Origin of the sequence: Bartonella florencae, assembly GCF_000312525.1 — a bacterium.
GTDB classification, from domain to species: Bacteria; Pseudomonadota; Alphaproteobacteria; order Rhizobiales; family Rhizobiaceae; genus Bartonella; species Bartonella florencae.
Genome location: NZ_HE997451.1, coordinates 8,403 through 34,670, shown reverse-complemented (window position 1 = coordinate 34,670; position 26,268 = coordinate 8,403). Strand labels below are relative to the sequence as shown.

Here is a 26,268-nt window from a genome sequence, read left to right as displayed (position 1 = left end):
ACAGATTTTACTATGATCTTTGCACCATTCTCATAAAGTTATCTTGTGCAGCTCGATCTTTTTCATAACAACCACGAAAACACATTGTAATCGTTTTAGCCCCTTGCTTTTGGATTCCTCTCATAGCCATACACAGGTGTTCGGCCTCAATCAATACAGCAACACCACAAGGCTGCAAACACATAGCCAACGCATCAGCTATCTGCGCTGTCATAGCCTCTTGAGTCTGTAAACGACGAGAAAAAATACCTACAACGCGCGCAATTTTTGAAAGACCAACAACCTTTGTATCAGGAAGGTATCCGATATGAGCTTTCCCAATTATTGGAATCATATGGTGCTCACAATGAGAATAAAAAGGAATATCTTTGACGATTATTGCTTCATTGTATCCTGAAACTTCTTCAAAAACCGTGCCCAAAATTTTTTCAACAGATTCGTCATAACCAAGAAAAAGCTCGCGATATGCTTTAGCTACACGTTCTGGAGTATCTAAAAGCCCTTCTCGATTTGGATTTTCTCCCACCCATAAAAGCAATGTACGAACCGCTTCTTGTGCTTCTTCAAAGCTTGGGCGCTTTTCTCTCGGTAAAAATGGATCTTTCGTACCTCCTTTAACAACATTATGCATTTAAAAACTCCAAGCTTACCCTCTACAAAGCATTTGCCACATATCAATTTCATTTTGTATAATCTTTATATAAGAGAATGAAAAGCTTAAACAATCACAACTCTTAAAATTTCAGGCAATGATGCATGATTGACAATATCTATAGTGATAAAATATTTGAATATGCTGCGCATATAAGCAGAACTGGGCGCCTTAATAATCCGGATGCAACGTCAAAAAAATCTGCACGCCTTTGTGGTTCAACAATCACTGTAGATTTAAAAATAAAAAATGACATTGTTACAGATTTCGCCCATGAAATACATGCATGCGTACTAGGGCAAGCTTCTGCTTCACTTTTAGCATCCCATATCATCGGACAAACAACACAAGATCTGATAATGTTACATGAAATTATCTACTGTATGCTAACAAAAAATGGTCCCCTTCCTCAAGCACCCTTTGAAGCTTTTTCTTGCTTACAGCCCATTAAAGACTACAAAGAACGTCATGCATCAACGATGCTTCCCTTTGATGCAATTGTAGATTGCATTAAGCAAATTAAAGAAAAATAAATGATCAAATCACAGCCTCAACAAAAAAAGAAACAAACGCGAAACTATATGGGCCCTTGGAGGAAAACACCAGGCCGATTACTTGGAATTTTCTTGATACGTCTTTATCAAATAACACTTTCCAGTTTCATAGGCAATCAGTGTCGCCATGCACCGACTTGTTCGGAATATATTTATGAGGCAATCGCACGCCATGGACTGTGGGCTGGTTCTTGGATGGGACTTTTTCGTATTATACGTTGTGGCCCATTTGGAACACATGGATTTGATCCAGTCCCTATCTCTCTTGAGAATTCTTATTGTTTTTATAAGCCTTGGCGTTATTGGAAAATTTATAAGAAACATCATAAATAATTCTTTTATTTTTTCATACCTCTTGATAAAAAAATCAGTTATAGGCTTTAATAATTATTAATTTTTTACAAAACCATCCGCAATTGTTGGCGGAATTGGCTTAAAGGGGTATTTTATGTCCTGTTCTGTTTCTCTTTCTTTTCCTGATGGTTCAAAACGTGATTATCCAGCCCAAATGACTGGTTTGGAATTAGCAGAATCCATTTCTAAATCACTGGCAAAAAAAGCGGTCGCCTATAACCTTAATGGAATCACTCGAGATCTATCAGATTCATTGGGGCAATCTGGTCAAATAGAAATTATTACCCGAGAAGATCCACGTGCTCTTGAGCTCATACGTCATGATTGCGCACATGTTCTAGCTGAAGCAGTGCAAGAGCTTTTTCCTGAAACGCAAGTAACAATTGGACCCGTTATCGAAAACGGCTTTTATTATGATTTTGCACGCCAACAACCTTTTACCTTGGATGATCTCACCCTTATTGAAAAGAAAATGCGTGAAATTATTCAACGTAATAAAGCTTTCAAAAAAGAGATTTGGTCTCGTGAAAAAGCTCGAGAAATTTTTTCTGAAAAAGGTGAATTCTATAAAGTCGAGCTTATTGATAGCATCCCTGAAAATCAAGATTTAAAAATCTATTATCAAGGTGATTGGTTTGACCTTTGCCGCGGGCCTCATACGCAATCTACTGGACAAATTGGCAATGCCTTCAAATTGATGAAAGTTGCAGGAGCTTATTGGCGTGGTGATGCCAATAAGCCAATGCTCACGAGAATTTACGGTACGGCATTTGCCAATGAGGCCGATTTAAAAACCTATTTGCACATGCTAGAAGAAGCTGAAAAACGTGATCATCGCCGTCTGGGACGTGAAATGGACTTATTTCATTTCCAAGAAGAAGGACCAGGCATGATTTTTTGGCATAAAAAAGGCTGGAAAATGTTCCAAAATTTGACCAACTATATGCGTAGACGTCTTGATGACCATCAATACGCTGAGGTTAATGCACCACAAGTTCTCGATAGATCACTTTGGGAAATATCTGGACATTGGGGGTGGTATAAAGAGAACATGTTCAAAGCAATTCCAGCAGCTGAAGATTGGGATAATGAAAATGTTTATGCTCTTAAACCAATGAATTGTCCTGGTCATGTGCAGATTTTTAAACATGGTTTAAAATCTTACCGAGATTTACCTGTCAGACTTGCTGAATTTGGTGTTGTTCATCGTTATGAGCCGTCAGGCTCTCTGCATGGTCTTATGCGTGTACGTAGTTTTACACAAGATGATGCGCATATTTTTTGCACTGATGAACAACTGTCTGATGAATGTCTTAGTATTAATGATTTAATCTTATCAACTTATGCTGATTTTGGTTTTAAAGAAATCAGCCTTAAGCTTTCAACGCGCCCAGACAAACGGGTTGGATCTGATGCATTGTGGGATCATGCAGAAAATATTATGAAATCTGTTCTTAAAACGATTGAGAGCAAATTTTCAGGACAAATCAAAACAAGTATTTTACCAGGTGAAGGCGCATTTTATGGTCCAAAATTTGAGTATACATTGAAAGACGCTATCGGTCGTGAGTGGCAATGTGGAACCACACAAATAGACTTTAATCTTCCTGAGCGTTTTGGAGCATTTTATATTGATAAAGATTCAGAAAAACGTCAACCTGTCATGATACATCGGGCTGTCTTTGGCTCAATGGAGCGTTTTCTTGGTATATTAATCGAAAATTTTGCTGGGCATATGCCACTATGGCTTGCACCTGAACAAGTCATTGTGGCAACAATTACCTCAGAGGCAAATGAATATGCAAAAAAAATAACAGCAAAACTTAAAGCCGTTGGCCTTTCCGCAACATCAGATCTTCGTAATGAAAAAATTAGCTACAAAATACGTGAACACTCTTTACAAAAAATTCCTGTGATTTTGGTATGCGGTAAACGTGAATCCGAAACAAATAGCGTAAGCATGCGCCGCTTAGGAAGTACGGATCAAGTATTTCTATCTATAGAAGAGGTGATTAAGAAACTCACAGATGAAGCAACACCCCCAGATTTACGCCGTTTAATGAGTGCCTAAAAAACTAAAAAGAACTATAAAGCGGAAAGAGTTGCTGCTATCGTGCTCTATCAAGCACACGCTTACATTCAATGAGTTCAAACAGAGTCTCTTGTAGCAATGCTTTATCAGTTTTGTCTTTGTAGATATTAACAGAACCGATAGATGTTTCTTCTTCATTCCTCATGAAACTTAAAAGTCCAAAAGAAGACTTTTTAGGCTTATTGTTACTCGATTCAGAAGTATGACCCACATGTCTCTTTTCTACAACAATATTCATAGCATCCAGATCGCCATTTCCAAATGCAGTAACAAAAGCAACTCCATTTTCTTTCAAAAGACGTTGCACACCTTTTATAGTATAACCCTGATCATACAATAACTGCTTAATACCATTGAGCAAATCAATATCGGCTGGGCGATAATAGCGTCTTCCCCCACCACGTTTCATCGGTTTAATCTGCCTAAAACGTGTTTCCCAGAACCTCAACACATGTTGTGGAAGCTCCAACAACTCAGCTACTTCGCTAATTGTGCGAAAAGCATCGGAGCTCTTATCCATTTTACAACACCTTATCTAAAACACTACAAATGATTTCACAGAGACTTATCAAGCCCTAATTTCTCAAAAAGATTGGTCAAAAATAAAACCATATTTGATAATCTTTAAACTAAAAAGTACTTTTCTTAACAAAAACGCATAATTTGATCTTATACAATTTTTTTTAACAAACACCAAACATTGTAACAGCTTCTATTTATGCACTATCGCCTTTTTGTCTTGCACGATGCGAATCAAGAATTCTCTGTTTAAGTATATTTGCAGCTTTAAATGTCACGACACGTCGCGGCGGGATAGGCGCTTCAATACCAGTTTTTGGATTACGCCCTACCCGTTCATTTTTATTGCGGACTTGAAAAGTCGCAAAAGAAGATAATTTAACAGCCTCACCTCTTACCAGTGAATTGCAAATTTCATCCAAAACCAACTCAACCAAAGCTGCTGACTCGGTATGTGACAAGCCCACCCTTCTACAAACTACGCTCGCTAAATCTGCACGCGTTACTGTCTTACTTGTCATTATAACCACCTATTCAAATATTAAAAATTACCAAGTGATTTATACGTTTTATTCAAATATGGTCAAGTGATATACTACCAACGAATAAGAATTGCTCCCCATGTAAAACCGCCGCCCATAGCTTCTAACATGATGAGATCTCCTTTTTTAATTCTCCCATCACCAATAGCCGTAGTTAAAGCCAACGGCACCGATGCGGCAGATGTATTACCATGCTGATCAACGGTAATCACCACTTTATCTATAGCAATTCCTAACTTTTTAGCTGATGCTTCAATAATACGCTTATTGGCCTGATGCGGTACAAACCAATCTAATTGTGAAGAAACCATACCAGCAGCCGTAAAACAATCATCAACCACATCCGTTATCATACCAACTGCATATTTAAAGACCTCTCGTCCTTCCATACGCAAATAACCCGTTGTTTGCGTTGTTGAGGGACCACCATCCACATAGAGCTTATCCATATACGCACCATCAGAGCGTAATTTTGTCGATAATATACCACGATCAAAAGTTCCCCCTTTTTCACTTTTCTGTGCCTCCAAAATAGCTGCACCTGCACCATCACCAAATAAAACACATGTCGTGCGATCTTTCCAATCTAAGATTCGAGAAAATGTATCAGATCCGATAACTAAAATTCTCTTGGCCACTCCGCAGCGTAAATAAGCATCTCCGGTTGCTAGCGCAAAAATAAAACCAGAGCAAACAGCTTGAATATCAAAAGCAAATCCATGGCGCATTCCTAAAGCACGCTGAATTTCAACAGCAGAAGCAGGGAAAGTACGATTCGGCGTAGAGGTTGCTAAAATAATACAATCAATATCTTTTATTGTTAAACCAGCATTTGTAAGTGCTGCTTGCGCGGCTTCAACTCCTAAAGAAACAGTTGTTTCATTTTCACTGGCAATATAACGCTGACGTATTCCCGTACGCTGAACAATCCATGAATCTGATGTTTCAACAAATTTTGCAATCTCATCATTCGATAAGCTTTTTTGAGGCAAAGCACTTCCTACCCCACATATAACGGATCGAATCATTCTCTCCTAGCCTTCTCTTTATATTTTCTATTTATATTACAAAAGCTTATCATAATCCCTCCCCTTCATTATCACTTCATTGTCTTGATCAAAAAGCGTTTCTTTATTCTCATGAAAGTGCCGTAAATCAGCAGTTATTTTTTTCAACAGTCCATTATGAACCATCTCATAACCAACACGGATAGCAGAAGCAAAACCGTTAGCATTAGCACTACCATGGCTTTTAATGACAACACCATTTAAGCCTAAAAGCACACCACCATTCACTCGATCGGGATCCATCTTGTGTTTTAATGCACGAAAAGCGCTTCGCGATAAAAAATAACCAAGAGATGTTAAAAGAGAACTCCTCAGTGCAGAATTTAAGATCTCCGCTATCTGCCGCGCAGTTCCCTCTGCAGTTTTTAAAGCGATATTACCAGTAAAGCCTTCCGTTACAACAACATCTACGGTTCCCTTGCCAATGTCATTGCCTTCAACAAATCCCTTATACTCTAATCCTTCTAATTGCACTTCACGTAATATCATTCCCGCCTTTTTAATTTCATAAAGGCCTTTAACCTCTTCAACACCCACATTTAAGAGTCCAACAGTTGGTTTTTCAGTATGATATAAAGTGCGAAACATCCCCGCTCCCATAACAGCCAAATCAACCAACTGGCTAGCAGAAGCTCCAATAGTCGCTCCAATATCCAAAACAATACTTTCGCTACGAAGTGTTGGCCAAATACCGGCAATGCCAGGACGCTCAGCTTCCGCCATCATTTTTAAACAAAAATAAGACATTGCCATGAGCGCACCAGTGTTGCCCGCAGAAATGCAAGCATCAGCTACACCATTTTTTACCGCTTCAATTGCATACCACATAGACGATTTACCGCGCCCATTACGAAGTGCTTGGCTTGGCTTCTCATCCATACGTGTATAACTTTCTGTAGGATAAAAGCGCGACACAGAAGCCAGACAAGGATATTTTTTTAAAACCGGCTTAACAACTTCCTCTATACCATAAAATAAAAAATAAATATTTGGCAACTTTTTTTGTATAATTGCTGCTCCTGCAATAGTTGCTTCTGGACCATAATCGCCACCCATGACATCTACAGAAATCCTAATCACGCTTGCATATCCCACATCTTTTCATTTACGCATTTTGAATGCCTATGACAATTTTTTGTTATTAGAACAACAAAAAAAACACCGTGCGAAAATAACTTCGCAGAAGGCAACCCATTTTTATAATAGTTATAGTATAGAATAGATACTTTTTTTATATTTTTACAATTACTTCCAACTTTTCAAAACAGAAAATGGCGATAATTTTTGTTCAGTTTGTTCTTCATTTTCTATAACACGCATCTTTGCTCCCTTTTTGCGCGGATAATGATTAATGGATAACTCAAAAAACTCTTCCATGACTGCACCAATATCAATTTTATCGCCACAAAATACTTCTGGCGTATCTAACCCCTCCGCATCTAAAAACAATTCTCCTGTATTCTCTAATATTTTGGGTTTCAACAAATTTGAGTCCTCAGGGAGAAAAAAAACCTCAATATTTTCATGGAGAACATTTTCTAATGACTCTAATGTGACAACACATAACTGTATTATGCGCGCCCGCAATAGACCTTTTATATGTACCCCGCGTTTTTTCCACGGAAAAATATGGAATTTTCCCTCACAGGATTTTACTTCAACTAAAGCATGACTTTTCGCTAAATCTGCACGTTCTCGTTGGTTTGCACAAATATGAACCTTTATACCTTTTGCAGATAGGGAACGTACTGATATTGGATACGTTAAAGCAAATGCCATTTGAGAAACATTTTGAACATTCATTGGCAACTCCCGAATAGAAAAGAATGTATTGCGCTTTTATTCAACCAAAATACATTTTATTCATTTTTTTCTTTTCTAAAGAAATTCTGTATGGCATAATTTGTTTTTATAACAGGGAACCTCAATGTAAGCTACGATAGATTAAACTAAAATAGTAAAAAACTTGAGATTGCCTTCTTGTAATATTTATATTTGAGTATAAAGGGAGATACCATTGTTTCAAATGCCTCACGGAGTGGACATAATCAAACGTAAATTATTGATTGGACTGTCAATAGCAAGCATGGTAGCGATCGCGGGTTGTAGTATTCTTGATTCCTCAGGCACAAGCCAAATATATCAAGAGGGTTACATTATTGATAAAGATGCTGTTAGTTCTATTTCCATTGGATCAAGCCAAGAGCAAGTTCTTCTTGCGTTAGGAACCCCCTCGCTAAAAACAAAATATGATAATGAAATCTTTTATTATATCTCACAAACACGTTATCGTGGGATGCAATTTATGAAAACCAAAATTATTGATCGTAAAGTTTTGGCCATTTACTTCAACCAAAATAATCAGGTTACTAAAATAGCTAATTACGGTCTACGAGACGGTCAAGTTTTTGATTTTATTGCACAAACAACACCAACGGCAACAAAAGAACAGCCTTTTTTGATTCAAATTATAAAAGGCCCTGCGAATTTACCAACCCATAATTAGACATACATATAATCTGTCTACAATCCTGAGAGCATCAGAATTGTAGACATGTTTTTAAGTGCGAACTTTTTTTGCCATGCTGTCAAGAACTGCATTAACGAGCTTTGGCTCCTCACCTTCAAAAAATGCCTTTGCTATATCTACATATTCATTCATAACAACAGCAACAGGGACATCTTGACGATTGATTAGCTCCCATAAACCTGCACGCAAAATTGCACGCAATATAGAATCAAGGCGTGAGAGTGACCACTCGGCAGAAAGCTGTTGATGAAGCATAGGATCAAGTTTTTTTTGACTCTTTACAACACCAGTAATAATAGCCAAAAACCATTGAAAATCAGCATCAAGATACTGATCTCCGTCAATATCTTTTCCTAAACGATAAGCCTCATATTCAGCTGCTGTTTCCATCACACCAGAACCAACAATATCCATTTGATAAAGTGCTTGAACAGCAGCGATTCTTGCTGCACCACGTTTATTAGCTAAACGCGGAGAATGCCTACTTTTCATATCAGACATATTTATTGATTAACTCCAAATCTTTTTTTAGAGCGATCATACATAAAGCAGCTTCAGCAGCAAAACCACCTTTATTTTTTTTATCCTGCTTTGCACGCTCCCATGCTTGGTCTTCACTTTCAACAGTTAAAATACCATTGCCAATAGCCAAATGCTTATGAACAGTTAAATCCATCAAAGCACGACAAGAATCATTGGCAACAATTTCAAAGTGATATGTTTCCCCCCGAATAACACAACCAAGTGCGACATAACCATCATAAAATAGCTTATTTTTTTCAGCAAAAGCTATTGCACTGGGTATTTCTAAGGCTCCTGGAACTGTTACAACATCATAACTTGCTTCAGCTTTTTGCAAAGCATTTACTGCACCTGCCAGAAGTGCATCAGAAATCTCATCATAAAAACGTGCTTCAACAATCAATAGATGCAGCTTTTTATGTTTTTCTTTTATCATAATAAAATCCCACGAGAAAAATGAACAAAAGAATTGAGGATTATAGAGTGCAAAATTCTAAAAACTATCAATAACTTTCAAACTTTCGGCTTATTCATCTTTCATTTTAAAGCTAGAAAATTTTGCAGCATAGCGAGCAAAATGATCAATTTCTAAGTTGACTTGATCGCCAATTTTAGCTTGTCCCCAAGTCGTCATTTCCAGTGTATGACGGATAATAAGAACATCAAAAATACAATCTTCAATATAATTAACAGTCAAAGATGTTCCATTAAGCGCAAGTGATCCCTTATTTACAATAAAGGGCGTAAACCGCTTTGGAACTTTTAGAAAAAAACGAACTGCATCACCTTCATTTTTTTGGTCAATAATCTCAGCCAAACCATCGATATGCCCAAAAACCAAATGCCCACCCATTTCATCACCCAATTTGAGTGAACGTTCTAAATTAATACAAGTTCCTTTTGTCCACTGTGCAAGATTCGTCAAACGCAACGCTTCTTCCCACGCCTCTACAGCAAAGCAACTCAGATTCGCATGTCGTGTTGCTCTCTCAACGATTGTCAGACAAATTCCTGAACAAGCAATAGAAGCGCCAATTTCTAAGCTCTCTAGATCATAGAGTGTAGAAATATTTAAACGCATCCCTTGCTTTAAAGATTGCACATCTTCAACACAACCAATATCCGTTATAATCCCTGTGAACATAATGTCTTACGTCTCCATTTATAAAAACGATCATCTCCAAACATTCTGGTTTCAACTTCGTGAAACTGTGAAAGATAATTTCTAAAATGAGGAGCCTCAATACGATTTTTTCCTAAAATAACAGGGGCATAAAAGCATATCAAATGATCCACACAACCAGCATTTAAAAACTTTTCCCCTGTCTTTACCCCCCCTTCAAGTAAAATACTGTTGATCCCACGTTGATAAAGCAGCTGTAAGATAGCAAGGGGCTGCATATAAGCATTTTTTATTTCTACTGAATACACAGACACACCATACTGCTCTAGTGCACTTTTTTTTGTCTTTCTTTGCAAGATTCCTATCACAAATAACCCATGTAGGAATTTTTGTTGCTGTTTGGACAACTTTTGCATCAAGGGGTATAGATAAATCTACATCCAAAACAATACGTATAGGTGAACGCCCTTCCATCCCTGGTAAACGACAATTCAATTGCGGATCATCTGCTAATATAGTACCAAGACCAACGAGAATAGCATTATTTTGAGCACGCAGAATATGCGTATGGTTATGAGACATCATACCACTAATTTTTATTCCACCCTGCCCCTTTTTTCCTACACCATTATCAGCAGAAATTGCCATTTTAAAAGTAACGGAACAGCGTTGCATCTTCTTTATGCACCAATGGGTACATAAGGCTTCAAAAGCTTCTTTAGCCAGAATGCCTTCAACAACTTCAATACCAGCCGTCCTTAAAAGAGCAATACCACGACCATTAACTCGCTTATCTAAATCTGTCAGAGCAATAACAACCCGAGAAATACCTGAATCAATGAGTGCATTTACACAGGGTGACGTTTTTCCATAATGCGAACAAGGTTCTAAAGTAACATAAGCAGTAGCACCATACGCCAAAGAACCAGCCATACGCAAGGCTTGCACTTCAGCGTGGGGTCTTCCATCAATGGCTGTGACGCCATAACCAACAATGAACGCTCCTACATCGTCATCGTTTCGCACGATTAACGCACCAACCGAAGGATTCTCACCCGTAAGACCAACATGACGCTCCGCCAAACGGATAGCTGCCGCCATAAATCGCTCATCTTGCATTTTCTTATTCATCAAAATGAAATTCTGTATCCGTTATACCCTTTGACAACTCATCTATAACATCGTGAAAATCGCTGGCATTACGAAAATCTCGATAAACAGAAGCAAAACGAATATAGGCAATATCATCAATTCTTTTCAGTGCTTCCATCACAAGATGTCCAATTTTCTCCGAAGCAATTTCTGGTTCCCCCAAACTTTCAAGTTGACGTACAATGCCAGAAACCGCTCGTTCAATATAGTCGGGATCAATATTACGTTTACGTACAGCTATATTAACCGATCGCATTAACTTATCACGATCAAATGGTTCGCATTTTCCATTTTTTTTAGAGACCAAAAGCTCACGTAATTGAACACGTTCAAAAGTTGTAAAGCGGCCGCCGCAAACAGAACATACACGCCGACGACGAATAACAGTCCCTTCCTCCGCCGGACGCGAATCTTTAACTTGTGTATCCTCGTATTGGCAGTAAGGACAGCGCATCTCTTCCCGTATCCTTAACAAGTACTAATATAAGAGTAGAGAGGAAATTGTTGTGTTATATCTTTCACTTTTTTCTTAACGGCCATTTCAACAGCGCTATTATCCTCATCATTTTTTGCTTTTCTAAGCCCCTCAAGAACTTCTGAAATCAGCTCACCAATTTGAATAAACTCCTTTTCTGCAAAACCACGCGTTGTCGCAGCAGGCGATCCCAAACGAATTCCTGATGTTATAGATGGTGTTTCAGTATCAAAAGGAATACCATTTTTATTACAGGTAATATTTGCCCTCCCTAAAGCTAATTCAGCACGCTTTCCTGTTACATTTTTGGAACGCAAATCAACCAGTAATAAATGATTATCTGTACCACCAGAAACAATATTAAAACCATTACTCTGTAATGTTTTTGCCAAGGTTTTGGCATTAGCAACAACATGAGCACTGTAACTCTTGAAAGAAGGCTGTAAAGCCTCTGCAAATGCAACAGCCTTAGCAGCAATCACATGCATTAAAGGTCCACCTTGAAGTCCAGGGAAAATTGCTGAATCGATTTTTCTGGATAAAGCTTCATCATTTGTCAATATCAAGCCACCGCGAGGTCCACGCAACGACTTATGCGTGGTCGTCGTTACAATATGTGCATGGGGAACAGGTGAAGGATGAACACCGCCAGCAACAAGACCTGCAATATGAGACATATCAACGAGGAAATAAGCACCAATTTCATCTGCAATTTCACGAAACCGTTTCCAATCCCATAGCCGTGAATAAGAAGAACCACCTGCTATAATAAGCTTGGGCTTACGTTCTTTTGCAAGGCATTCAACTTCCTCCATATCAATAATCTGATCTTCTTGCCGCACACCATAGGAAACAACATCAAACCATTTTCCAGACATATTGACCGACGAACCGTGGGTTAAATGACCACCAGCATTTAAATCCAATCCCATAAACGTATCACCAGGTGTGAGTAAAGCTAAAAAAACTGCTTGATTCATTTGGCTACCAGAATTAGGCTGAACATTTGCAAAAGTAGCGCCAAAAAGCTGTTTTGCTCGCTCGATTGCTAAATCTTCAACTATATCAACAAACTGACACCCTCCGTAATAGCGCTTTCTTGGATAACCTTCTGCATATTTATTGGTTAAAACTGACCCCTGCGCCTCAAGAACCGCTCTTGAAACAATATTCTCTGAAGCAATCAATTCAATTTCATGTTGTTGACGCTCAAACTCTCCCCTAATTGCATCAAAGATTGCAATATCAGCGGTCTGTAAATTATCATTTAAAAAGCGCTTTTGTATGTCATTTCCTTGCTGATTCATAAAACACGTTCCTAATATAAAAAATAAACTCATTGAACGATAACACAGCAAACCATGCAAACCAAACATTTTAAATCATTCTTACTTAAAAATGACGCAAACATTTATCTTATTCTTTTGAAGCCTAGTTTTTACTAGTATTTGTTGCAATGCTATATTTATCCTGTTGCATTGGACCTTCCGCAGAAATCTTAAACCTTGGCTTTTTTCCTTCACGCGGATAAGCATAACTTGCACTCTCATAATGAAAAGTCTAAGTGTTTATTAAAAATTCACATGTCAATGCACAGATTGAATAATATTCATATATTTACTCCTCTGGTTTTGTAAACATACTCTTAACAAAAATATACCTATTTTTATAAAGTTTTAAGTTAGCAATTTACCATCTGCTTCCCTGAGCATATGAAAGAAACGCAGAAAAATTTCACCCCATAAAAATTATATAAAATAGAAAATTAATATTTTTTAGATAATAAAAAAGACTTTTTTATCTTTTATAGAAGATATCCAATCAAGAAAACATTTAAAATCAACGGTTAGCTTATTTTTAGATAAACCACCTTTGTCTTTAAGATATCTCCACCTAATTATCTTATGCAGATATTTTAAATATTTTGGAAATAAAGCTTTTATTTAGCCGCAATAAGTAAGAAATTCTATAAACAACAGGAAAGGTAAATCCATTATCACAAAATGCAATAAACTATAAAGGATGCTAAAAATAGCAGAAACTTTACAGATATAGTTTGTAAAAAAATACTCTGAGGCTACATTTCGTAAACCAAAGAGCACCTAAATTTTAAACTCAGGTGCTTTTATTACTTTTTTTGAGTACAGTCCCAAAATTATTCAGCAACTGCTTCCGTCGCCATATTTGTCAACATAGCCTTAGCCATCTCGTTATTGCTAGACTTGCGTCTCTCATCTACGATTAAATCATCACGAACAGCTGCAATACGGCGAATTTGTGCAATCGTACCACCTGTACCGGCAGGAATAAGACGACCGACAATAACATTCTCCTTAAGACCTTGCAAAGTATCAATTTTACCAGAAACTGCAGCCTCTGTAAGCACTCTTGTTGTTTCCTGAAACGATGCTGCCGAAATAAACGATGGTGTTTGAAGAGAGGCTTTTGTAATTCCAAGAAGAATAGGTGTGCCAGATGCTGGCTTTTTCCCTTCTGCAATCAAGTTATCGTTGATTTCATCAAGTTCAATACGGTCAACATTATCCCCTGGAATATAACCAGAATCTCCAGATTCAGTAATTTCAACTTTTTGCAACATCTGGCGAACAATCACTTCAATGTGTTTGTCATTAATAAGAACACCCTGCAAACGATACACTTCCTGAATTTCATTAACAAGATAAGACGCCAAAGCCTCAACACCCTTAATCGCTAAGATATCATGAGGAGCCGGATTACCATCAAGGATATAATCCCCTTTTTCAATTTGGTCGCCTTCTTGGAAGTGAAACAGCTTACCCTTTGGAATCAAGTATTCTACTGGTTCAACAGTTTCATCATTTGGTTCAATAATAATACGACGCTTATTCTTATAGCCACGACCAAACCGAATTGTACCACTGACTTCAGCAATGATAGCGTGATCCTTTGGACGTCGCGCTTCAAAAAGCTCAGCCACACGTGGTAGACCACCTGTAATATCTTTGGTTTTCGCGCTTTCCATTGGTAAACGAGCAATAACATCGCCGGACTTAACATGTGAACCAGGTTCAACAGACAGAATAGTTTCCACTGACATCATATAACGGGCTTCACCACCCTTATACAATTTGGCAATGTTTTCACCCTTTTTATCTGTGTGAATGATAATAGCTGGTTTTAGATCAGCTCCACGAGGATTAGCACGCCAATCAATCACCAAACGCTTCGTAATACCTGTAGATTCATCAGCTGTTTCTGTAACTGATAAACCATCAACCATATCTTCAAAACCTATATATCCATCAACTTCCGTTAAAATTGGACGTGTATAAGGATCCCATTCTGCTATACGTTGACCACGCTTAACCACGTCACCATCATCAACAAAAATATGCGCACCATAGCTAACGCGGTGGACCACACGCTCTTTTCCAGATTCATCCTTGATAAGGATAGCCATATTACGTCCCATAACCACCAAATGGCCTTCAGAATTGCGAACCACATTGCGATTACGAATCTCTACCGTACCTTCATAAGAGGCTTCTAAATAAGATGAATCAACAACCTGCGCCGTTCCCCCTAAATGGAAAGTACGCATAGTAAGCTGCGTTCCCGGTTCACCAATGGACTGAGCAGCAATAACACCAACTGCTTCTCCTTGATTAACCGGTGTACCACGCGCCAAATCACGACCATAACATTTGGCGCAAACACCAAGGCGTGTTTCACATGTTAAAGCAGAGCGAATTTGAACAGACTGAATTCCAGCTTCTTCAATCTTAGCAACATCAGCTTCCTCAATCATTGCCCCACCTTCAAGGATAACCTCTCCAGAAACTGGATGCAAAATATCAACAAGCGCTGTGCGACCAAGAATTCTTTGCCCAAGAGAAGCAACAATTTGCCCAGCATCAACAATTGGCTGCATAGTCAGCCCCTTTGCAGTACCACAATCCACAGCTGAAATAATAGCATCCTGCGCAACATCAACAAGACGTCGTGTTAGATAACCAGAGTTAGCAGTTTTTAATGCAGTATCGGCAAGCCCTTTACGAGCACCGTGTGTCGAATTGAAGTATTCATTAACGGTTAGCCCTTCTTTAAAGTTTGAAATAATGGGAGTTTCAATAATTTCACCCGATGGCTTTGCCATTAACCCACGCATTCCCGCCAACTGTTTCATTTGGTTAGCAGAACCACGCGCCCCAGAATGAGACATCATATAAATCGAGTTCATTGGACGTTGACGACCAGTTTTAGGATCAAACTCAACAGCCTGAATACGTTTCATCATCTCATCAGCAACGCGATCTGTACATTTCCCCCACGCATCCACAATCTTGTTATATTTTTCACCCTGCGTAATAAGACCATCATTATATTGCTGTTCATATTCTTTAGCTAAGGCTTCCGTTTCTGCAACCAAACGTGATTTACTATCAGGAATAACCATATCGTCTTTGCCAAAAGAAATCCCCGCACGACACGCATAAGAAAAACCAAGTTGCATGATACGGTCACAGAAAATAACTGTCTCTTTCTGCCCACAATGCCGATAAACCTGATCAATCATTTTAGAAATATTCTTTTTCGTCATTTCTTGATTGACAATATCAAATGAGATATTTGGATTTTTAGGCAAAAGCTCACCAATAATCAAACGACCAGGTGTTGTGTCATAAAGCTCAGCAACTTCTTTCCCATCCTTCCCCATATTTTTAACACGACCTTTAATCTTTGTATGAAGAGTCACAACCTTATTTTCCAAGGCATAATGAAGCTCCCCTATATCGGCAAAAGCCATTCCTTCACCTGGTTCTTTTTCAGAAACAATAGAAAGATAATAAAGACCAAGAACCATATCCTGTGATGGAACAATAATTGGTGCACCATTGGCTGGATGAAGAATATTATTGGTTGACATCATCAAAACACGAGCTTCAAGCTGTGCTTCAAGAGAAAGAGGAACATGAACCGCCATCTGATCACCATCAAAATCCGCATTAAAAGCAGTACATACCAAGGGATGAAGCTGTATAGCTTTTCCTTCAATCAAAATAGGTTCGAAAGCTTGAATTCCCAAACGGTGCAATGTCGGCGCACGATTAAGCAATACAGGATGTTCACGGATAACCTCATCCAAGATATCCCAAACCTCTGGATGCTCTTTTTCAACAAGCTTCTTTGCTTGCTTCACAGTTGATGAATACCCCTTCGCATCAAGCCGTGCATAAATAAATGGCTTAAATAATTCGAGAGCCATTTTCTTAGGAAGACCACATTGATGCAACTTTAATTCAGGACCTGTCACGATAACAGAACGTCCCGAATAGTCAACACGCTTCCCAAGTAAGTTTTGACGGAAACGTCCTTGCTTACCCTTTAGCATATCCGAAAGAGATTTAAGCGGACGCTTATTTGCTCCAGTGATCACACGCCCACGCCGACCATTATCAAATAATGCATCAACAGCTTCCTGTACCATACGTTTTTCATTACGTACAATAATTCCAGGAGCACGCAATTCAATTAATCGCTTCAAGCGGTTGTTACGATTTATGACACGACGATAAAGATCATTCAAATCTGACGTCGCAAAACGCCCACCATCGAGGGGAACCAAGGGACGCAAATCAGGGGGAATAACCGGAATCGTCTTCATAATCATCCATTCTGGTTTGTTGCCAGATTCAAGGAAATTTTCAACGATCTTAAGCCGTTTAATGAGCTTTTTTTGTTTTAACTCAGACGTTGTCTCAGACAATTCAAGACGTAAATCATTAGCGATTTTCTCTAATTCCATACCTGCTAGAAGCTCGTAAATAGCTTCTGCACCAATCATAGCCGTAAACTGATCTTCCCCAAATTCATCAATAGCAAGCATATATTCTTCTTCCGAAAGAAGCTCATGAAGCTTAAGAGATGTCAATCCTGGTTCCGTTACAATATAATTCTCAAAATAGAGAACCCGCTCAATATCCTTCAAAGTTAAATCTAAAAGTGTAGAAATACGACCTGGTAATGATTTAAGAAACCAAATATGAGCAACAGGAGCTGCAAGTTCAATATGCCCCATCCGTTCACGGCGCACACGTGAAAGGGTTACTTCCACACCGCATTTCTCGCAGATAATACCCTTATATTTCATGCGTTTATATTTACCGCACAGACATTCATAGTCCTTAATCGGGCCAAATATACGTGCACAAAAAAGACCATCACGCTCTGGCTTAAAAGTCCGATAATTAATAGTCTCAGGCTTCTTGATCTCACCGTACGACCAAGACAAAATCTTCTCAGGACTCGCAATGGAAATACGAATAGAGTCAAATGTCTGCGCTGACGTTTGAGGATTGAAAAGATTCATGACCTCGTGGTTCATGCCGTTCTCCTTCAAAGATTCTTAGAACCTATTGTAATATCTCATTAGTTTTGTTACAGATCTTATTTAAAACTTATTTCTACTTTTTAAACTGATCTATACTCTCTATAATAGAAGTTTCTTGATTTTTTCTCTCAAGATAACCAGAGCGCACTCATTCCAGTACGCTCCTTGGATTACTGTTCTGCTGCCTCAGATAATGCCCGTTGTGCAATAAGTTCACGTGCATCATCAAGCTCTACATTAAGAGCAAGTGAACGCATCTCTTTTACCAACACATTAAAGCTCTCAGGAATACCTGCTTCAAACGTATCATCACCGCGCACAATTGCTTCATAAACTTTTGTTCGACCAGCTACATCATCTGATTTTACAGTCAGCATTTCCTGTAGAGTGTATGCAGCACCGTAAGCTTCAAGTGCCCAAACCTCCATTTCACCAAAACGTTGACCACCAAATTGTGCCTTACCACCCAATGGCTGCTGTGTTACAAGAGAATATGGTCCTATCGAGCGTGCGTGAATTTTATCATCAACAAGGTGATGTAATTTCAGCATGTAAATATAACCAACCGTTACTGGACGATCAAAAGGCTCTCCAGTACGACCATCATAAAGCGTAACCTGCCCTGAACTATCTAAACCCGCATCCTCTAACATCATATTGATATCAGCTTCATGCGCTCCATCGAAAATAGGAGTTGCGATTGAAACGCCTTTCTTCATTTGCTGCGCTAATTTGTAAAGACTTTCATTATCATACTGGCGCACTGGTTCATTATGATTATTATCAGGCATGAGATTTTCAATACGCTGACGCAGAGGCAATATATCACCCGTCTCTTGATATAACTCTAGCAAATCACCAATCTTCTTGCCCATACCAGCACATGCCCAACCAAGATGCGTCTCAAGAATCTGACCAACATTCATACGACTAGGCACACCAAGTGGATTCAAAACGATATCAGCATGGGTTCCATCTTCAAGAAAAGGCATATCTTCTACCGGAAGAATGCGTGACACAACCCCCTTATTACCATGACGTCCCGCCATTTTATCACCTGGTTGGATTTTGCGTTTTACAGCGACAAAAACCTTAACCATCTTCATAACACCAGGAGGCATTTCATCGCCCCTTTGGACTTTTTCAACTTTGTCCATAAAGCGCCGTTGCAAAGCTTCTTTTGATTCATCATATTGCTTGCGCAAAGCCTCAATTTCATTTTGAAGCTTTTCATCTTCAACAGCAAATTGCCACCATTGTGAGCGCGGATAATTCCCCATTATTGTACTGTCAAGCTCTTTGCTGCTTGAAAAACCTTTTGGTCCTTCTACAGCAACTTTACCTGTCAACATATCAGCAAGACGCGCATAAACATTGCGATCAAGAATCGATTGTTCATCATCGCGGTCTTTAGCTAAACGTTCAATTTCCTCACGTTCAATTGCCATTGCACGTTCGTCTTTTTCCACACCATGACGGTTAAAAACACGAACTTCCACAACAGTCCCAAAAGTCCCAGGAGGCATTCGCATAGAAGTGTCACGAACATCTGAAGCTTTTTCGCCAAAAATTGCCCGCAACAACTTCTCTTCTGGGGTCATAGGGCTTTCACCTTTTGGTGTAATCTTGCCAACCAAAATATCACCAGGTTGAACTTCAGCACCAATATAGATAATACCAGCCTCATCAAGATTCCTTAACGCTTCTTCTGCAACGTTAGGAATATCGCGGGTAATCTCTTCAGGACCAAGCTTTGTATCCCGTGCTGCAACTTCAAATTCCTCAATATGAATCGAAGTAAAAACATCATCAGCAACAATGCGCTCAGATAACAAAATGGAATCTTCATAATTGTATCCATTCCAAGGCATAAAAGCTACAAGAACATTTCGCCCAAGAGCTAAATCACCAAGATCCGTGGATGGACCATCTGCAATAATATCGCCCTTTTCTATTCGATCACCAACATGAACGAGAGGACGTTGATTAATACAAGTAGACTGATTAGAACGTTGAAACTTCTGTAAACGATAAATATCAACACCCGATTTCGAAGGATCTAAATCTTCTGTTGCACGAATAACAATACGCGTTGCATCAACTTGATCAACAATACCACTACGCTTTGCACTGACAGCAGCACCTGAATCGCGCGCAACAACGGATTCCATTCCCGTACCAACAAATGGTGCTTCCGCGCGTATAAGGGGAACTGCCTGACGCTGCATATTTGATCCCATCAAAGCACGATTCGCATCATCATTCTCCAAAAATGGAATAAGCGCTGCAGCAACTGAAACCAACTGTTTGGGTGAAACATCCATCAAATCTACGTGATCACGCGGCGCCATCAAAACTTCACCAGCATGACGACAAACAACAAACTCTTCTGTAAAGCGTCCTTCACTATCCAATGAAGAGTTAGCTTGTGCAACATAATGCTTCGATTCTTCCATAGCAGAGAGATAAATAACTTCTGTTGTTACTTTACCATCAATAATTTTGCGATATGGACTTTCAATAAAGCCATATTTATTAACGCGCGCAAATGTCGCTAAGGAATTAATCAAACCAATATTAGGACCTTCAGGCGTTTCAATCGGACAAATACGACCATAATGCGTAGGATGCACGTCACGAACTTCAAAACCTGCTCTCTCACGTGTCAAACCACCTGGCCCAAGAGCAGAAAGACGGCGCTTATGGGTAATTTCCGATAATGGATTGGTTTGATCCATAAACTGCGACAATTGCGAAGATCCAAAAAACTCGCGAACCGCTGCCGCTGCAGGCTTCGCATTTATTAAATCCTGAGGCATAACCGTATCGATTTCAACCGATGACATACGCTCTTTTATTGCACGTTCCATGCGAAGCAAACCAATGCGGTACTGATTTTCCATCAATTCCCCAACAGAACGCACACGACGATTGCCAAGATTATCAATGTCATCAATTTCACCGCGGCCATCACGCAATTCAACCAACATCTTAACAACAGCAAGAATATCCTCTTGACGCAAAATGCGAACTGTGTCTGGGCAATCAAGATCCATACGTAAATTCATCTTAACACGCCCAACAGCAGAAAGATCATAACGCTCTGGATCAAAAAATAGCGAATGGAACATCGCTTCTGCTGTATCCATTGTTGGTGGCTCACCTGGACGCATCACCCGGTAAATATCAAATAGTGCATCTTGGCGACTTTCATTTTTATCCACTTTTAAAGTATTGCGGATATACGCCCCAACATTCATATGATCAATATCAAGGATATTGATTTTATCCGCATTAACATCAAACAAAATCTTTAATATTTTCTCGTCAATTTCATCACCAGCTTCAAGGTAAATCTCACCTGTCTGATAATTGACTATATCTTCTGCTAAATAGCACCCTAATAAATCATCCTCAGTAACTTTAACCGCCTTAAGACCTTTCTCGGCTAAAGATTTTGCAATACGAACCGTTAGCTTTTTTCCTGCCTCAGCAACAACTTCACCACTGTCTGCATCAACAAGATCAGAAACGAGCTTCATTCCTTTAAAACGATCAACAGAATAAGGAATACGCCACCCATCTCCATCTCGCTCATAGGTAACTTTGTTATAAAATGTCGACAAAATATCCGAGGCATCCATGCCTAATGCCATCAAAAGACTGGTAACAGGAATCTTACGGCGCCGATCAATTCGAGCATAAATGATGTCCTTCGCATCAAACTCAATATCCAGCCAAGAACCACGATACGGAATAACGCGAGCAGCAAAAAGAAACTTGCCCGATGAATGAGATTTCCCCTTATCATGATCAAAAAAGACACCAGGAGAGCGATGCATCTGCGAAACGATAACACGCTCCGTACCATTAACGATAAAAGTACCATTGGTCGTCATTAAAGGCATATCGCCCATATAAACGCCCTGCTCTTTAATATCTTTAATATCTTTCGAGCCAGTATCCTCATCAACATCAAAAACTATTAAACGTAATATCACCTTCAATGGTGCAGCATAAGTCAAATCACGCTGACGGCATTCTTCAACATCAAATTTTGGTAAATCAAATTCATAACCAACAAACTCAAGCATAGCTGTACCGGAAAAATCCGAAATAGGAAATACCGATTTAAAAACAGCTTGCAAACCTTCATCTGGTCGTCCGCCTTTCGGTTCCTCAATCATGAGAAACTGATCATATGACGCTTTTTGAACCTCAATAAGATTCGGCATCTCTGCCACTTCAGGAATCTTACCAAAAAATTTGCGTACGCGCTTACGACCATTGAATTGAGACATCATCGTTAGGGTCTGAGCCATCGTCGCTCCTTGATCTTTAACTCTTCAAGATAGACTAAACCTTGAAGGCTTTATGCCATTAATCTGCACATGCAGATCAGTTCACTTGATACCCGCTCATGGGGGCACCACCAACTTGTCCCACTAACACAAGCCATCCCATTTACTTGGCCCACGATGAAGGGACTAAGAACAAAACCTCCCCCTATACAGTCACTAAAACACTGGGGAAAGGCCTTCATTGTTTCTCTTTCTTCTTGCTAGAAGAAAGGAAATCGGCGAACATAAATGCTCGCCGATAAAATAAAGTTTACTTAAGCTCAACCTTAGCACCAGCTGCTTCAAGTTGAGATTTAATTTTTTCTGCTTCCTCTTTAGAGGCCCCTTCTTTAATAGGTTTGGGTGCACCTTCAACCAGATCTTTTGCTTCTTTAAGACCAAGACCCGTAAGAGCGCGAACCTCCTTAATAACATTAATCTTCTGCGCACCACCTTCAACAAGAATAACATCAAATTCTGTTTTTTCTTCAGCAGCTGGAGCAGCAGCACCAGCAACAGCAGCTACAGCAACAGGAGCAGCAGCTGAAACACCCCATTTTTCTTCAAGCAATTTAGAAAGCTCTGCAGCTTCCAAAAGAGTTAGATTAGAAAGGTCTTCTACGATCTTCGCTAGATCAGCCATTTTTAAATTCCTTCAATTAAAAGATTTGAACCATTGTTTAAAATTTATTCAAAAAAATAGAAAAGCAGCAAAGCTCTTCCATAAATATGAATACAAAACAGCCTTAAGCCGCCTTATCCTCCTGAGCATATGCTCCAATGACACGCGCAACCTTACCAGCAGGTGCATTAACAACCTGTGCGATACGGGTCGCAGGAGTAGAAATCATACCCACAAGCTTTGCCCGCAACTCGTTAAGTGAAGGCAATGAAGCCAATGACTTCACAGCATCTACACTCAAACTTGTTGCACCCATCGAACCACCAAGGATGATAAATTTGTCATTGCTTTTCGCAAAATCAACAGCAACTTTCGGTGCTGTAATTGGATCTTCTGAATAAGCAATAAGGGTCTGCCCAGTAAACAGACTCGCTATTGATTCAGATTCCGTGCCCTGAAGAGCGATTTTAGCAAGACGGTTTTTGGCGACTTTAACGGCACCGCCAGCTTCACCCATTTTTGAACGAAGATCGTTCATCTGGGAAACTGTCAGACCGGAATAATGTGCAACAACAACAGAACCAGACTTTTGAAAAGCCTCGTTAAGCCATGTAACAAATTCGCGTTTTTCCGCTCTATTCACTGTCTCTCTCCATTTAACAGATTTGCTTAAAACAAACCCGTTGGTTACCTTTGATAACATAAAATATTTCATGTCATCCATGAGGATCCTGTCCCCTTTTTCACGCATAGCGATCAAAGGCAACCTTGGCTCAAACCCTTTAAAGTCTTTTAACTCTCAGTTTTTACCCCAGTCTCATGCGGGTTTTTTTGATTAAGATACTGCAAATAGCATCACCCACAATCTCGGACAGGATATTCCGGAATTTCTTCCGGTATAACCTAAGCTCTATAAAGCTCAGATAACACAATGCCGATAAAATACCGACATTTTAAACACAATTTCGATATTCACACACCCCAAAATACAATTACAAATCCGCTCATATCTAGTCTGAACGAACAGTTGCAGGATCGACTTTAACCCCAACCCCCATAGTCGAAGAAATTGCAACGCGCTTAACATATTCACCTTTTGCACCTTGCGGCTTAGCTTTCATAACAGCACTAGCAAAAGCTTTAATATTTTCCACTATTTTCTCAACTCCAAAAGAAGCCTTGCCGATACCAGCATGTACAATACCAGCTTTTTCGACACGAAATTCAACAGCACCACCTTTAGAAGCTTTGACAGCACTAGCAACATCGAGCGTCACTGTACCAACTTTTGGATTAGGCATCAAACTGCGTGGACCAAGAATCTTACCAAGACGACCAACAAGAGGCATCATATCTGGTGTTGCAATACAACGATCAAAATCAATCGTCCCACCATTAATGCGCTCAAATAAATCTTCAGCCCCTACAATATCAGCACCAGCAGCTTTAGCTTCCTCAGCTTTATCTCCACGTGCGAAAACAGCGACACGAACGTTCCGTCCCGTTCCGTTAGGCAAATGCGCAACACCTCGAACCATTTGATCTGCATGACGAGGATCAACACCCAAATTCATTGAAACTTCAATTGTTTCATCAAATTTAGCAACCGCACGCTCTTTAACCATTGAAACCGCATCATTTAAAGCATAAAGTTGATTAAAATCAACATCTTTGCGGATATTTCTTATTCTCTTTGCTACTTTTGCCATAATATTAGCCCACCACTTCCAAGCCCATAGAGCGAGCAGAACCTTCAACCATGCGCATCGCTGCTTCAATGTCATTTGCGTTAAGATCTTTCATCTTTGCTTCTGCAATTGAACGTATCTTATCACGAGAAATACTCCCTACAGACACCTTACCAGGCTCTTTCGAACCAGATTTCAAATTTGCTTCCTTTTTCAAAAAAAACGATACAGGAGGCGTTTTCAAAGAAAAAGTGAAAGACTTATCTTGGTAATAAGTGATAACAACCGGAATCGGAGCACCCTTTTCCATTTCTTGCGTAGCTGCATTAAATGCTTTACAGAACTCCATGATATTAATACCACGCTGACCAAGCGCTGGACCAATCGGTGGAGATGGAGTAGCAGCTCCTGCAGGAACCTGCAATTTGAGCTGACCTATACTTTTTTTTGCCATAACAATCTGCCTTTAATTTTATTGGTATGCTAGCAACTTATCTTACCTGCACCCTCTGCAGTTGAGTGGTTCGGATCATTAAGCCGACAAAAGCCATAAATCACCTCCCACCAGTTTCTTAAAGCGACCAAAAAAAACCACTTTAAGCTTCATCAAAGTTTTTCAACCTGATTAAATTCTAAATCAACAGGCGTAGGACGCCCAAAAATAAGCACCTCCACCTTAAGGCGAGAACGCTCTTCTTCAACCTCCTGAACAATCCCATTAAACGAAACAAAAGGACCATCAGCAACGCGAACTTGCTCTCCTACCTCAAACAACACGGAAGATTTCGGAGCATCAACTCTTTCTTGAACTTGTTTAAGAATTTGCTCAACCTCCCGATGAGAAATGGGAACTGGACGCGCATCTGACCCTAAAAAACCTGTCACTTTAGGTGTATTCTTAATAAGGTGATAAACCTCATCTGTTAATTCAGCACAAACAAGAACATAACCAGGAAAAAACTTTCGCTCAGCATCGACTTTACGTCCACGACGAACTTCTACAACACGCTCTGTGGGAACAAAAATCTTTTCAAATAGATGATCAAGCCCTTTTTGCTTCGCCTCTTTCTCGATAGCTTCCGCCACCTTTTTTTCGAAATTTGAATACGCTTGAACAATATACCAACGAGCAGCCACAGTCACACTTCCTTACACTATCAACTAAAAAGATACGTTAGAAGATCAACGCCCCGCCAAACACCAAAATGCATAACCTGATCGACAACAAAGAAAAAAGCAGAAGCAAACGCAGTCACCAATAACACCATAATAGTAGAAATCACCGTCTCGCGACGTGTGGGCCACTTGACCTTAACTGTTTCTGCATAAACTTGCTTCAAAAAGGTAATTGGATTGGTTCTAGATGCCATCAGTCACACTATATTCTTTCTAACCTTACTGTGATACAAAAAACAAAACAAACACAGTAAAGCAGCTTCCTCATTATTTTTACTTAATAACAATACAAAAAAATAACTTCTATAGGAAAAAAGTGAAGAAGGCAATTAAAAAATTATCCTCCTCACAGCCAAGACCTACTTCTCTTTGGCAGGGGCAGCAGGACTTGAACCCGCGACCTGCGGTTTTGGAGACCGCCGCTCTACCAACTGAGCTATACCCCTAACTCTTAAAATTACACCTTTAAGACTCTTCAATAACCACT

23 protein-coding genes, 1 tRNA gene and 1 pseudogene are annotated in these 26,268 nt (G+C 39.4%); 4 read left to right on the top strand and 21 right to left on the bottom strand.

Going from position 1 to position 26,268, the window contains the following annotated elements:
• Positions 1 to 10 precede the first annotated feature (10 nt).
• Positions 11 to 631, bottom strand: a complete 621-nt coding sequence (gene folE, locus BN202_RS00165) for a GTP cyclohydrolase I FolE (protein WP_019218489.1) — start codon at positions 629 to 631, stop codon at positions 11 to 13.
• A 125-nt stretch (positions 632 to 756) separates the two neighbouring features.
• Here folE and BN202_RS00160 point away from each other — a divergent pair, with 125 nt between their 5' ends.
• The 3 genes from BN202_RS00160 (at position 757) to thrS (ending at position 3,631) form a co-directional block, all read left to right on the top strand.
• Positions 757 to 1,185 carry an iron-sulfur cluster assembly scaffold protein gene (locus tag BN202_RS00160; protein WP_019218488.1) on the top strand — a complete coding sequence of 143 codons (429 nt, stop codon included), beginning with the start codon at positions 757 to 759 and terminating at the stop codon, positions 1,183 to 1,185.
• Positions 1,186 to 1,539 (top strand): membrane protein insertion efficiency factor YidD, encoded by a 354-nt coding sequence (gene yidD / locus BN202_RS00155; RefSeq protein WP_019218487.1) that lies wholly within the window; start codon positions 1,186 to 1,188, stop codon positions 1,537 to 1,539.
• Positions 1,540 to 1,654: 115 nt separating this feature from the next.
• Positions 1,655 to 3,631 carry a threonine--tRNA ligase gene (thrS, locus tag BN202_RS00150; RefSeq protein ID WP_019218486.1) on the top strand — a complete coding sequence of 659 codons (1,977 nt, stop codon included), beginning with the start codon at positions 1,655 to 1,657 and terminating at the stop codon, positions 3,629 to 3,631.
• A gap of 37 nt (positions 3,632 to 3,668) precedes the next feature.
• On the opposite strand, the gene BN202_RS00145 is transcribed toward thrS, so the two are convergent.
• The 5 genes from BN202_RS00145 to BN202_RS00125 all read right to left on the bottom strand — a co-directional run bounded on the left by BN202_RS00145 (position 3,669) and on the right by BN202_RS00125 (position 7,583).
• Positions 3,669 to 4,172 carry a MerR family transcriptional regulator gene (locus tag BN202_RS00145; RefSeq protein ID WP_019218485.1) on the bottom strand — a complete coding sequence of 168 codons (504 nt, stop codon included), beginning with the start codon at positions 4,170 to 4,172 and terminating at the stop codon, positions 3,669 to 3,671.
• 196 nt (positions 4,173 to 4,368) lie between these two features.
• Positions 4,369 to 4,692, bottom strand: a complete 324-nt coding sequence (locus BN202_RS00140; protein WP_034986816.1) for an integration host factor subunit alpha — start codon at positions 4,690 to 4,692, stop codon at positions 4,369 to 4,371.
• A 74-nt stretch (positions 4,693 to 4,766) separates the two neighbouring features.
• Positions 4,767 to 5,741 (bottom strand): beta-ketoacyl-ACP synthase III, encoded by a 975-nt coding sequence (locus BN202_RS00135; RefSeq protein ID WP_019218483.1) that lies wholly within the window; start codon positions 5,739 to 5,741, stop codon positions 4,767 to 4,769.
• A 36-nt stretch (positions 5,742 to 5,777) separates the two neighbouring features.
• Positions 5,778 to 6,860 carry a phosphate acyltransferase PlsX gene (plsX, locus tag BN202_RS00130; RefSeq protein ID WP_019218482.1) on the bottom strand — a complete coding sequence of 361 codons (1,083 nt, stop codon included), beginning with the start codon at positions 6,858 to 6,860 and terminating at the stop codon, positions 5,778 to 5,780.
• Positions 6,861 to 7,025: 165 nt separating this feature from the next.
• A complete protein-coding gene (locus BN202_RS00125) occupies positions 7,026 to 7,583 on the bottom strand; it encodes a YceD family protein (RefSeq protein WP_019218481.1) in 558 nt (185 codons plus the stop codon).
• Between the two features lie 223 nt (positions 7,584 to 7,806).
• Here BN202_RS00125 and BN202_RS00120 point away from each other — a divergent pair, with 223 nt between their 5' ends.
• A complete protein-coding gene (locus tag BN202_RS00120; RefSeq protein ID WP_019218480.1) occupies positions 7,807 to 8,286 on the top strand; it encodes an outer membrane protein assembly factor BamE in 480 nt (159 codons plus the stop codon).
• Between the two features lie 54 nt (positions 8,287 to 8,340).
• On the opposite strand, the gene nusB is transcribed toward BN202_RS00120, so the two are convergent.
• The 15 genes and pseudogenes from nusB to BN202_RS00045 form a co-directional block, all read right to left on the bottom strand.
• Complete coding sequence (gene nusB / locus BN202_RS00115) at positions 8,341 to 8,811, bottom strand: transcription antitermination factor NusB (RefSeq protein WP_019218479.1); 471 nt, start codon at positions 8,809 to 8,811, stop codon at positions 8,341 to 8,343.
• Positions 8,804 to 9,268, bottom strand: coding sequence for a 6,7-dimethyl-8-ribityllumazine synthase (locus BN202_RS00110; RefSeq protein ID WP_019218478.1), 465 nt, complete (start codon positions 9,266 to 9,268; stop codon positions 8,804 to 8,806). Before BN202_RS00110 ends, nusB begins: the two co-directional genes overlap by 8 nt.
• A gap of 90 nt (positions 9,269 to 9,358) precedes the next feature.
• A complete protein-coding gene (locus BN202_RS00105; RefSeq protein WP_019218477.1) occupies positions 9,359 to 9,976 on the bottom strand; it encodes a riboflavin synthase in 618 nt (205 codons plus the stop codon).
• Positions 9,958 to 11,086, bottom strand: a pseudogene (ribD, locus tag BN202_RS00100) (bifunctional diaminohydroxyphosphoribosylaminopyrimidine deaminase/5-amino-6-(5-phosphoribosylamino)uracil reductase RibD). Before ribD ends, BN202_RS00105 begins: the two are co-directional and overlap by 19 nt.
• Complete coding sequence (gene nrdR, locus BN202_RS00095; RefSeq protein ID WP_019218476.1) at positions 11,079 to 11,561, bottom strand: transcriptional regulator NrdR; 483 nt, start codon at positions 11,559 to 11,561, stop codon at positions 11,079 to 11,081. The pseudogene ribD and the gene nrdR overlap by 8 nt, the downstream one beginning before the upstream one ends.
• Positions 11,562 to 11,575: 14 nt before the next feature.
• A complete protein-coding gene (gene glyA / locus BN202_RS00090; protein WP_034986997.1) occupies positions 11,576 to 12,889 on the bottom strand; it encodes a serine hydroxymethyltransferase in 1,314 nt (437 codons plus the stop codon).
• A gap of 848 nt (positions 12,890 to 13,737) precedes the next feature.
• Positions 13,738 to 17,949, bottom strand: coding sequence for a DNA-directed RNA polymerase subunit beta' (rpoC, locus tag BN202_RS00085; RefSeq protein WP_019218474.1), 4,212 nt, complete (start codon positions 17,947 to 17,949; stop codon positions 13,738 to 13,740).
• Between the two features lie 176 nt (positions 17,950 to 18,125).
• A complete protein-coding gene (rpoB, locus tag BN202_RS00080; protein ID WP_019218473.1) occupies positions 18,126 to 22,277 on the bottom strand; it encodes a DNA-directed RNA polymerase subunit beta in 4,152 nt (1,383 codons plus the stop codon).
• Between the two features lie 289 nt (positions 22,278 to 22,566).
• Positions 22,567 to 22,938 (bottom strand): 50S ribosomal protein L7/L12, encoded by a 372-nt coding sequence (gene rplL, locus BN202_RS00075; protein ID WP_012231477.1) that lies wholly within the window; start codon positions 22,936 to 22,938, stop codon positions 22,567 to 22,569.
• 103 nt (positions 22,939 to 23,041) lie between these two features.
• The gene (gene rplJ, locus BN202_RS00070) at positions 23,042 to 23,560 is read right to left on the bottom strand and encodes a 50S ribosomal protein L10 (RefSeq protein ID WP_034986995.1); all 519 of its coding nucleotides are present in this window, start codon (positions 23,558 to 23,560) and stop codon (positions 23,042 to 23,044) included.
• Positions 23,561 to 23,927: 367 nt separating this feature from the next.
• Entirely contained in the window at positions 23,928 to 24,626 is a 699-nt protein-coding gene (gene rplA, locus BN202_RS00065; RefSeq protein ID WP_019218471.1) for a 50S ribosomal protein L1, read from the bottom strand.
• A gap of 4 nt (positions 24,627 to 24,630) precedes the next feature.
• Positions 24,631 to 25,059: a 50S ribosomal protein L11 gene (gene rplK / locus BN202_RS00060; protein ID WP_019218470.1), complete on the bottom strand. Its 429-nt coding sequence runs from the start codon at positions 25,057 to 25,059 to the stop codon at positions 24,631 to 24,633.
• A 152-nt stretch (positions 25,060 to 25,211) separates the two neighbouring features.
• Positions 25,212 to 25,742: a transcription termination/antitermination protein NusG gene (gene nusG, locus BN202_RS00055; RefSeq protein ID WP_019218469.1), complete on the bottom strand. Its 531-nt coding sequence runs from the start codon at positions 25,740 to 25,742 to the stop codon at positions 25,212 to 25,214.
• 20 nt (positions 25,743 to 25,762) lie between these two features.
• Entirely contained in the window at positions 25,763 to 25,975 is a 213-nt protein-coding gene (secE, locus tag BN202_RS00050) for a preprotein translocase subunit SecE (protein ID WP_019218468.1), read from the bottom strand.
• A gap of 176 nt (positions 25,976 to 26,151) precedes the next feature.
• Positions 26,152 to 26,227 (bottom strand) — tRNA-Trp (locus BN202_RS00045).
• Positions 26,228 to 26,268 lie beyond the last annotated feature (41 nt).

Excerpts from the sequence above, each read along its gene's own strand:
- folE (WP_019218489.1), bottom strand. The coding sequence starts at position 631 with ATGCATAATGTTGTTAAAGGAGGTACGAAAGATCCATTTTTACCGAGA.
- BN202_RS00160 (WP_019218488.1), top strand. The coding sequence starts at position 757 with ATGATTGACAATATCTATAGTGATAAAATATTTGAATATGCTGCGCAT.
- yidD (WP_019218487.1), top strand. The coding sequence starts at position 1,186 with ATGATCAAATCACAGCCTCAACAAAAAAAGAAACAAACGCGAAACTAT.
- thrS (WP_019218486.1), top strand. The coding sequence starts at position 1,655 with ATGTCCTGTTCTGTTTCTCTTTCTTTTCCTGATGGTTCAAAACGTGAT.
- BN202_RS00145 (WP_019218485.1), bottom strand. The coding sequence starts at position 4,172 with ATGGATAAGAGCTCCGATGCTTTTCGCACAATTAGCGAAGTAGCTGAG.
- BN202_RS00140 (WP_034986816.1), bottom strand. The coding sequence starts at position 4,692 with ATGACAAGTAAGACAGTAACGCGTGCAGATTTAGCGAGCGTAGTTTGT.
- BN202_RS00135 (WP_019218483.1), bottom strand. The coding sequence starts at position 5,741 with ATGATTCGATCCGTTATATGTGGGGTAGGAAGTGCTTTGCCTCAAAAA.
- BN202_RS00125 (WP_019218481.1), bottom strand. The coding sequence starts at position 7,583 with ATGAATGTTCAAAATGTTTCTCAAATGGCATTTGCTTTAACGTATCCA.
- BN202_RS00120 (WP_019218480.1), top strand. The coding sequence starts at position 7,807 with ATGCCTCACGGAGTGGACATAATCAAACGTAAATTATTGATTGGACTG.
- nusB (WP_019218479.1), bottom strand. The coding sequence starts at position 8,811 with ATGTCTGATATGAAAAGTAGGCATTCTCCGCGTTTAGCTAATAAACGT.
- BN202_RS00110 (WP_019218478.1), bottom strand. The coding sequence starts at position 9,268 with ATGATAAAAGAAAAACATAAAAAGCTGCATCTATTGATTGTTGAAGCA.
- BN202_RS00105 (WP_019218477.1), bottom strand. The coding sequence starts at position 9,976 with ATGTTCACAGGGATTATAACGGATATTGGTTGTGTTGAAGATGTGCAA.
- nrdR (WP_019218476.1), bottom strand. The coding sequence starts at position 11,561 with ATGCGCTGTCCTTACTGCCAATACGAGGATACACAAGTTAAAGATTCG.
- glyA (WP_034986997.1), bottom strand. The coding sequence starts at position 12,889 with ATGAATCAGCAAGGAAATGACATACAAAAGCGCTTTTTAAATGATAAT.
- rpoC (WP_019218474.1), bottom strand. The coding sequence starts at position 17,949 with ATGAACCACGAGGTCATGAATCTTTTCAATCCTCAAACGTCAGCGCAG.
- rpoB (WP_019218473.1), bottom strand. The coding sequence starts at position 22,277 with ATGGCTCAGACCCTAACGATGATGTCTCAATTCAATGGTCGTAAGCGC.
- rplL (WP_012231477.1), bottom strand. The coding sequence starts at position 22,938 with ATGGCTGATCTAGCGAAGATCGTAGAAGACCTTTCTAATCTAACTCTT.
- rplA (WP_019218471.1), bottom strand. The coding sequence starts at position 24,626 with ATGGCAAAAGTAGCAAAGAGAATAAGAAATATCCGCAAAGATGTTGAT.
- rplK (WP_019218470.1), bottom strand. The coding sequence starts at position 25,059 with ATGGCAAAAAAAAGTATAGGTCAGCTCAAATTGCAGGTTCCTGCAGGA.
- secE (WP_019218468.1), bottom strand. The coding sequence starts at position 25,975 with ATGGCATCTAGAACCAATCCAATTACCTTTTTGAAGCAAGTTTATGCA.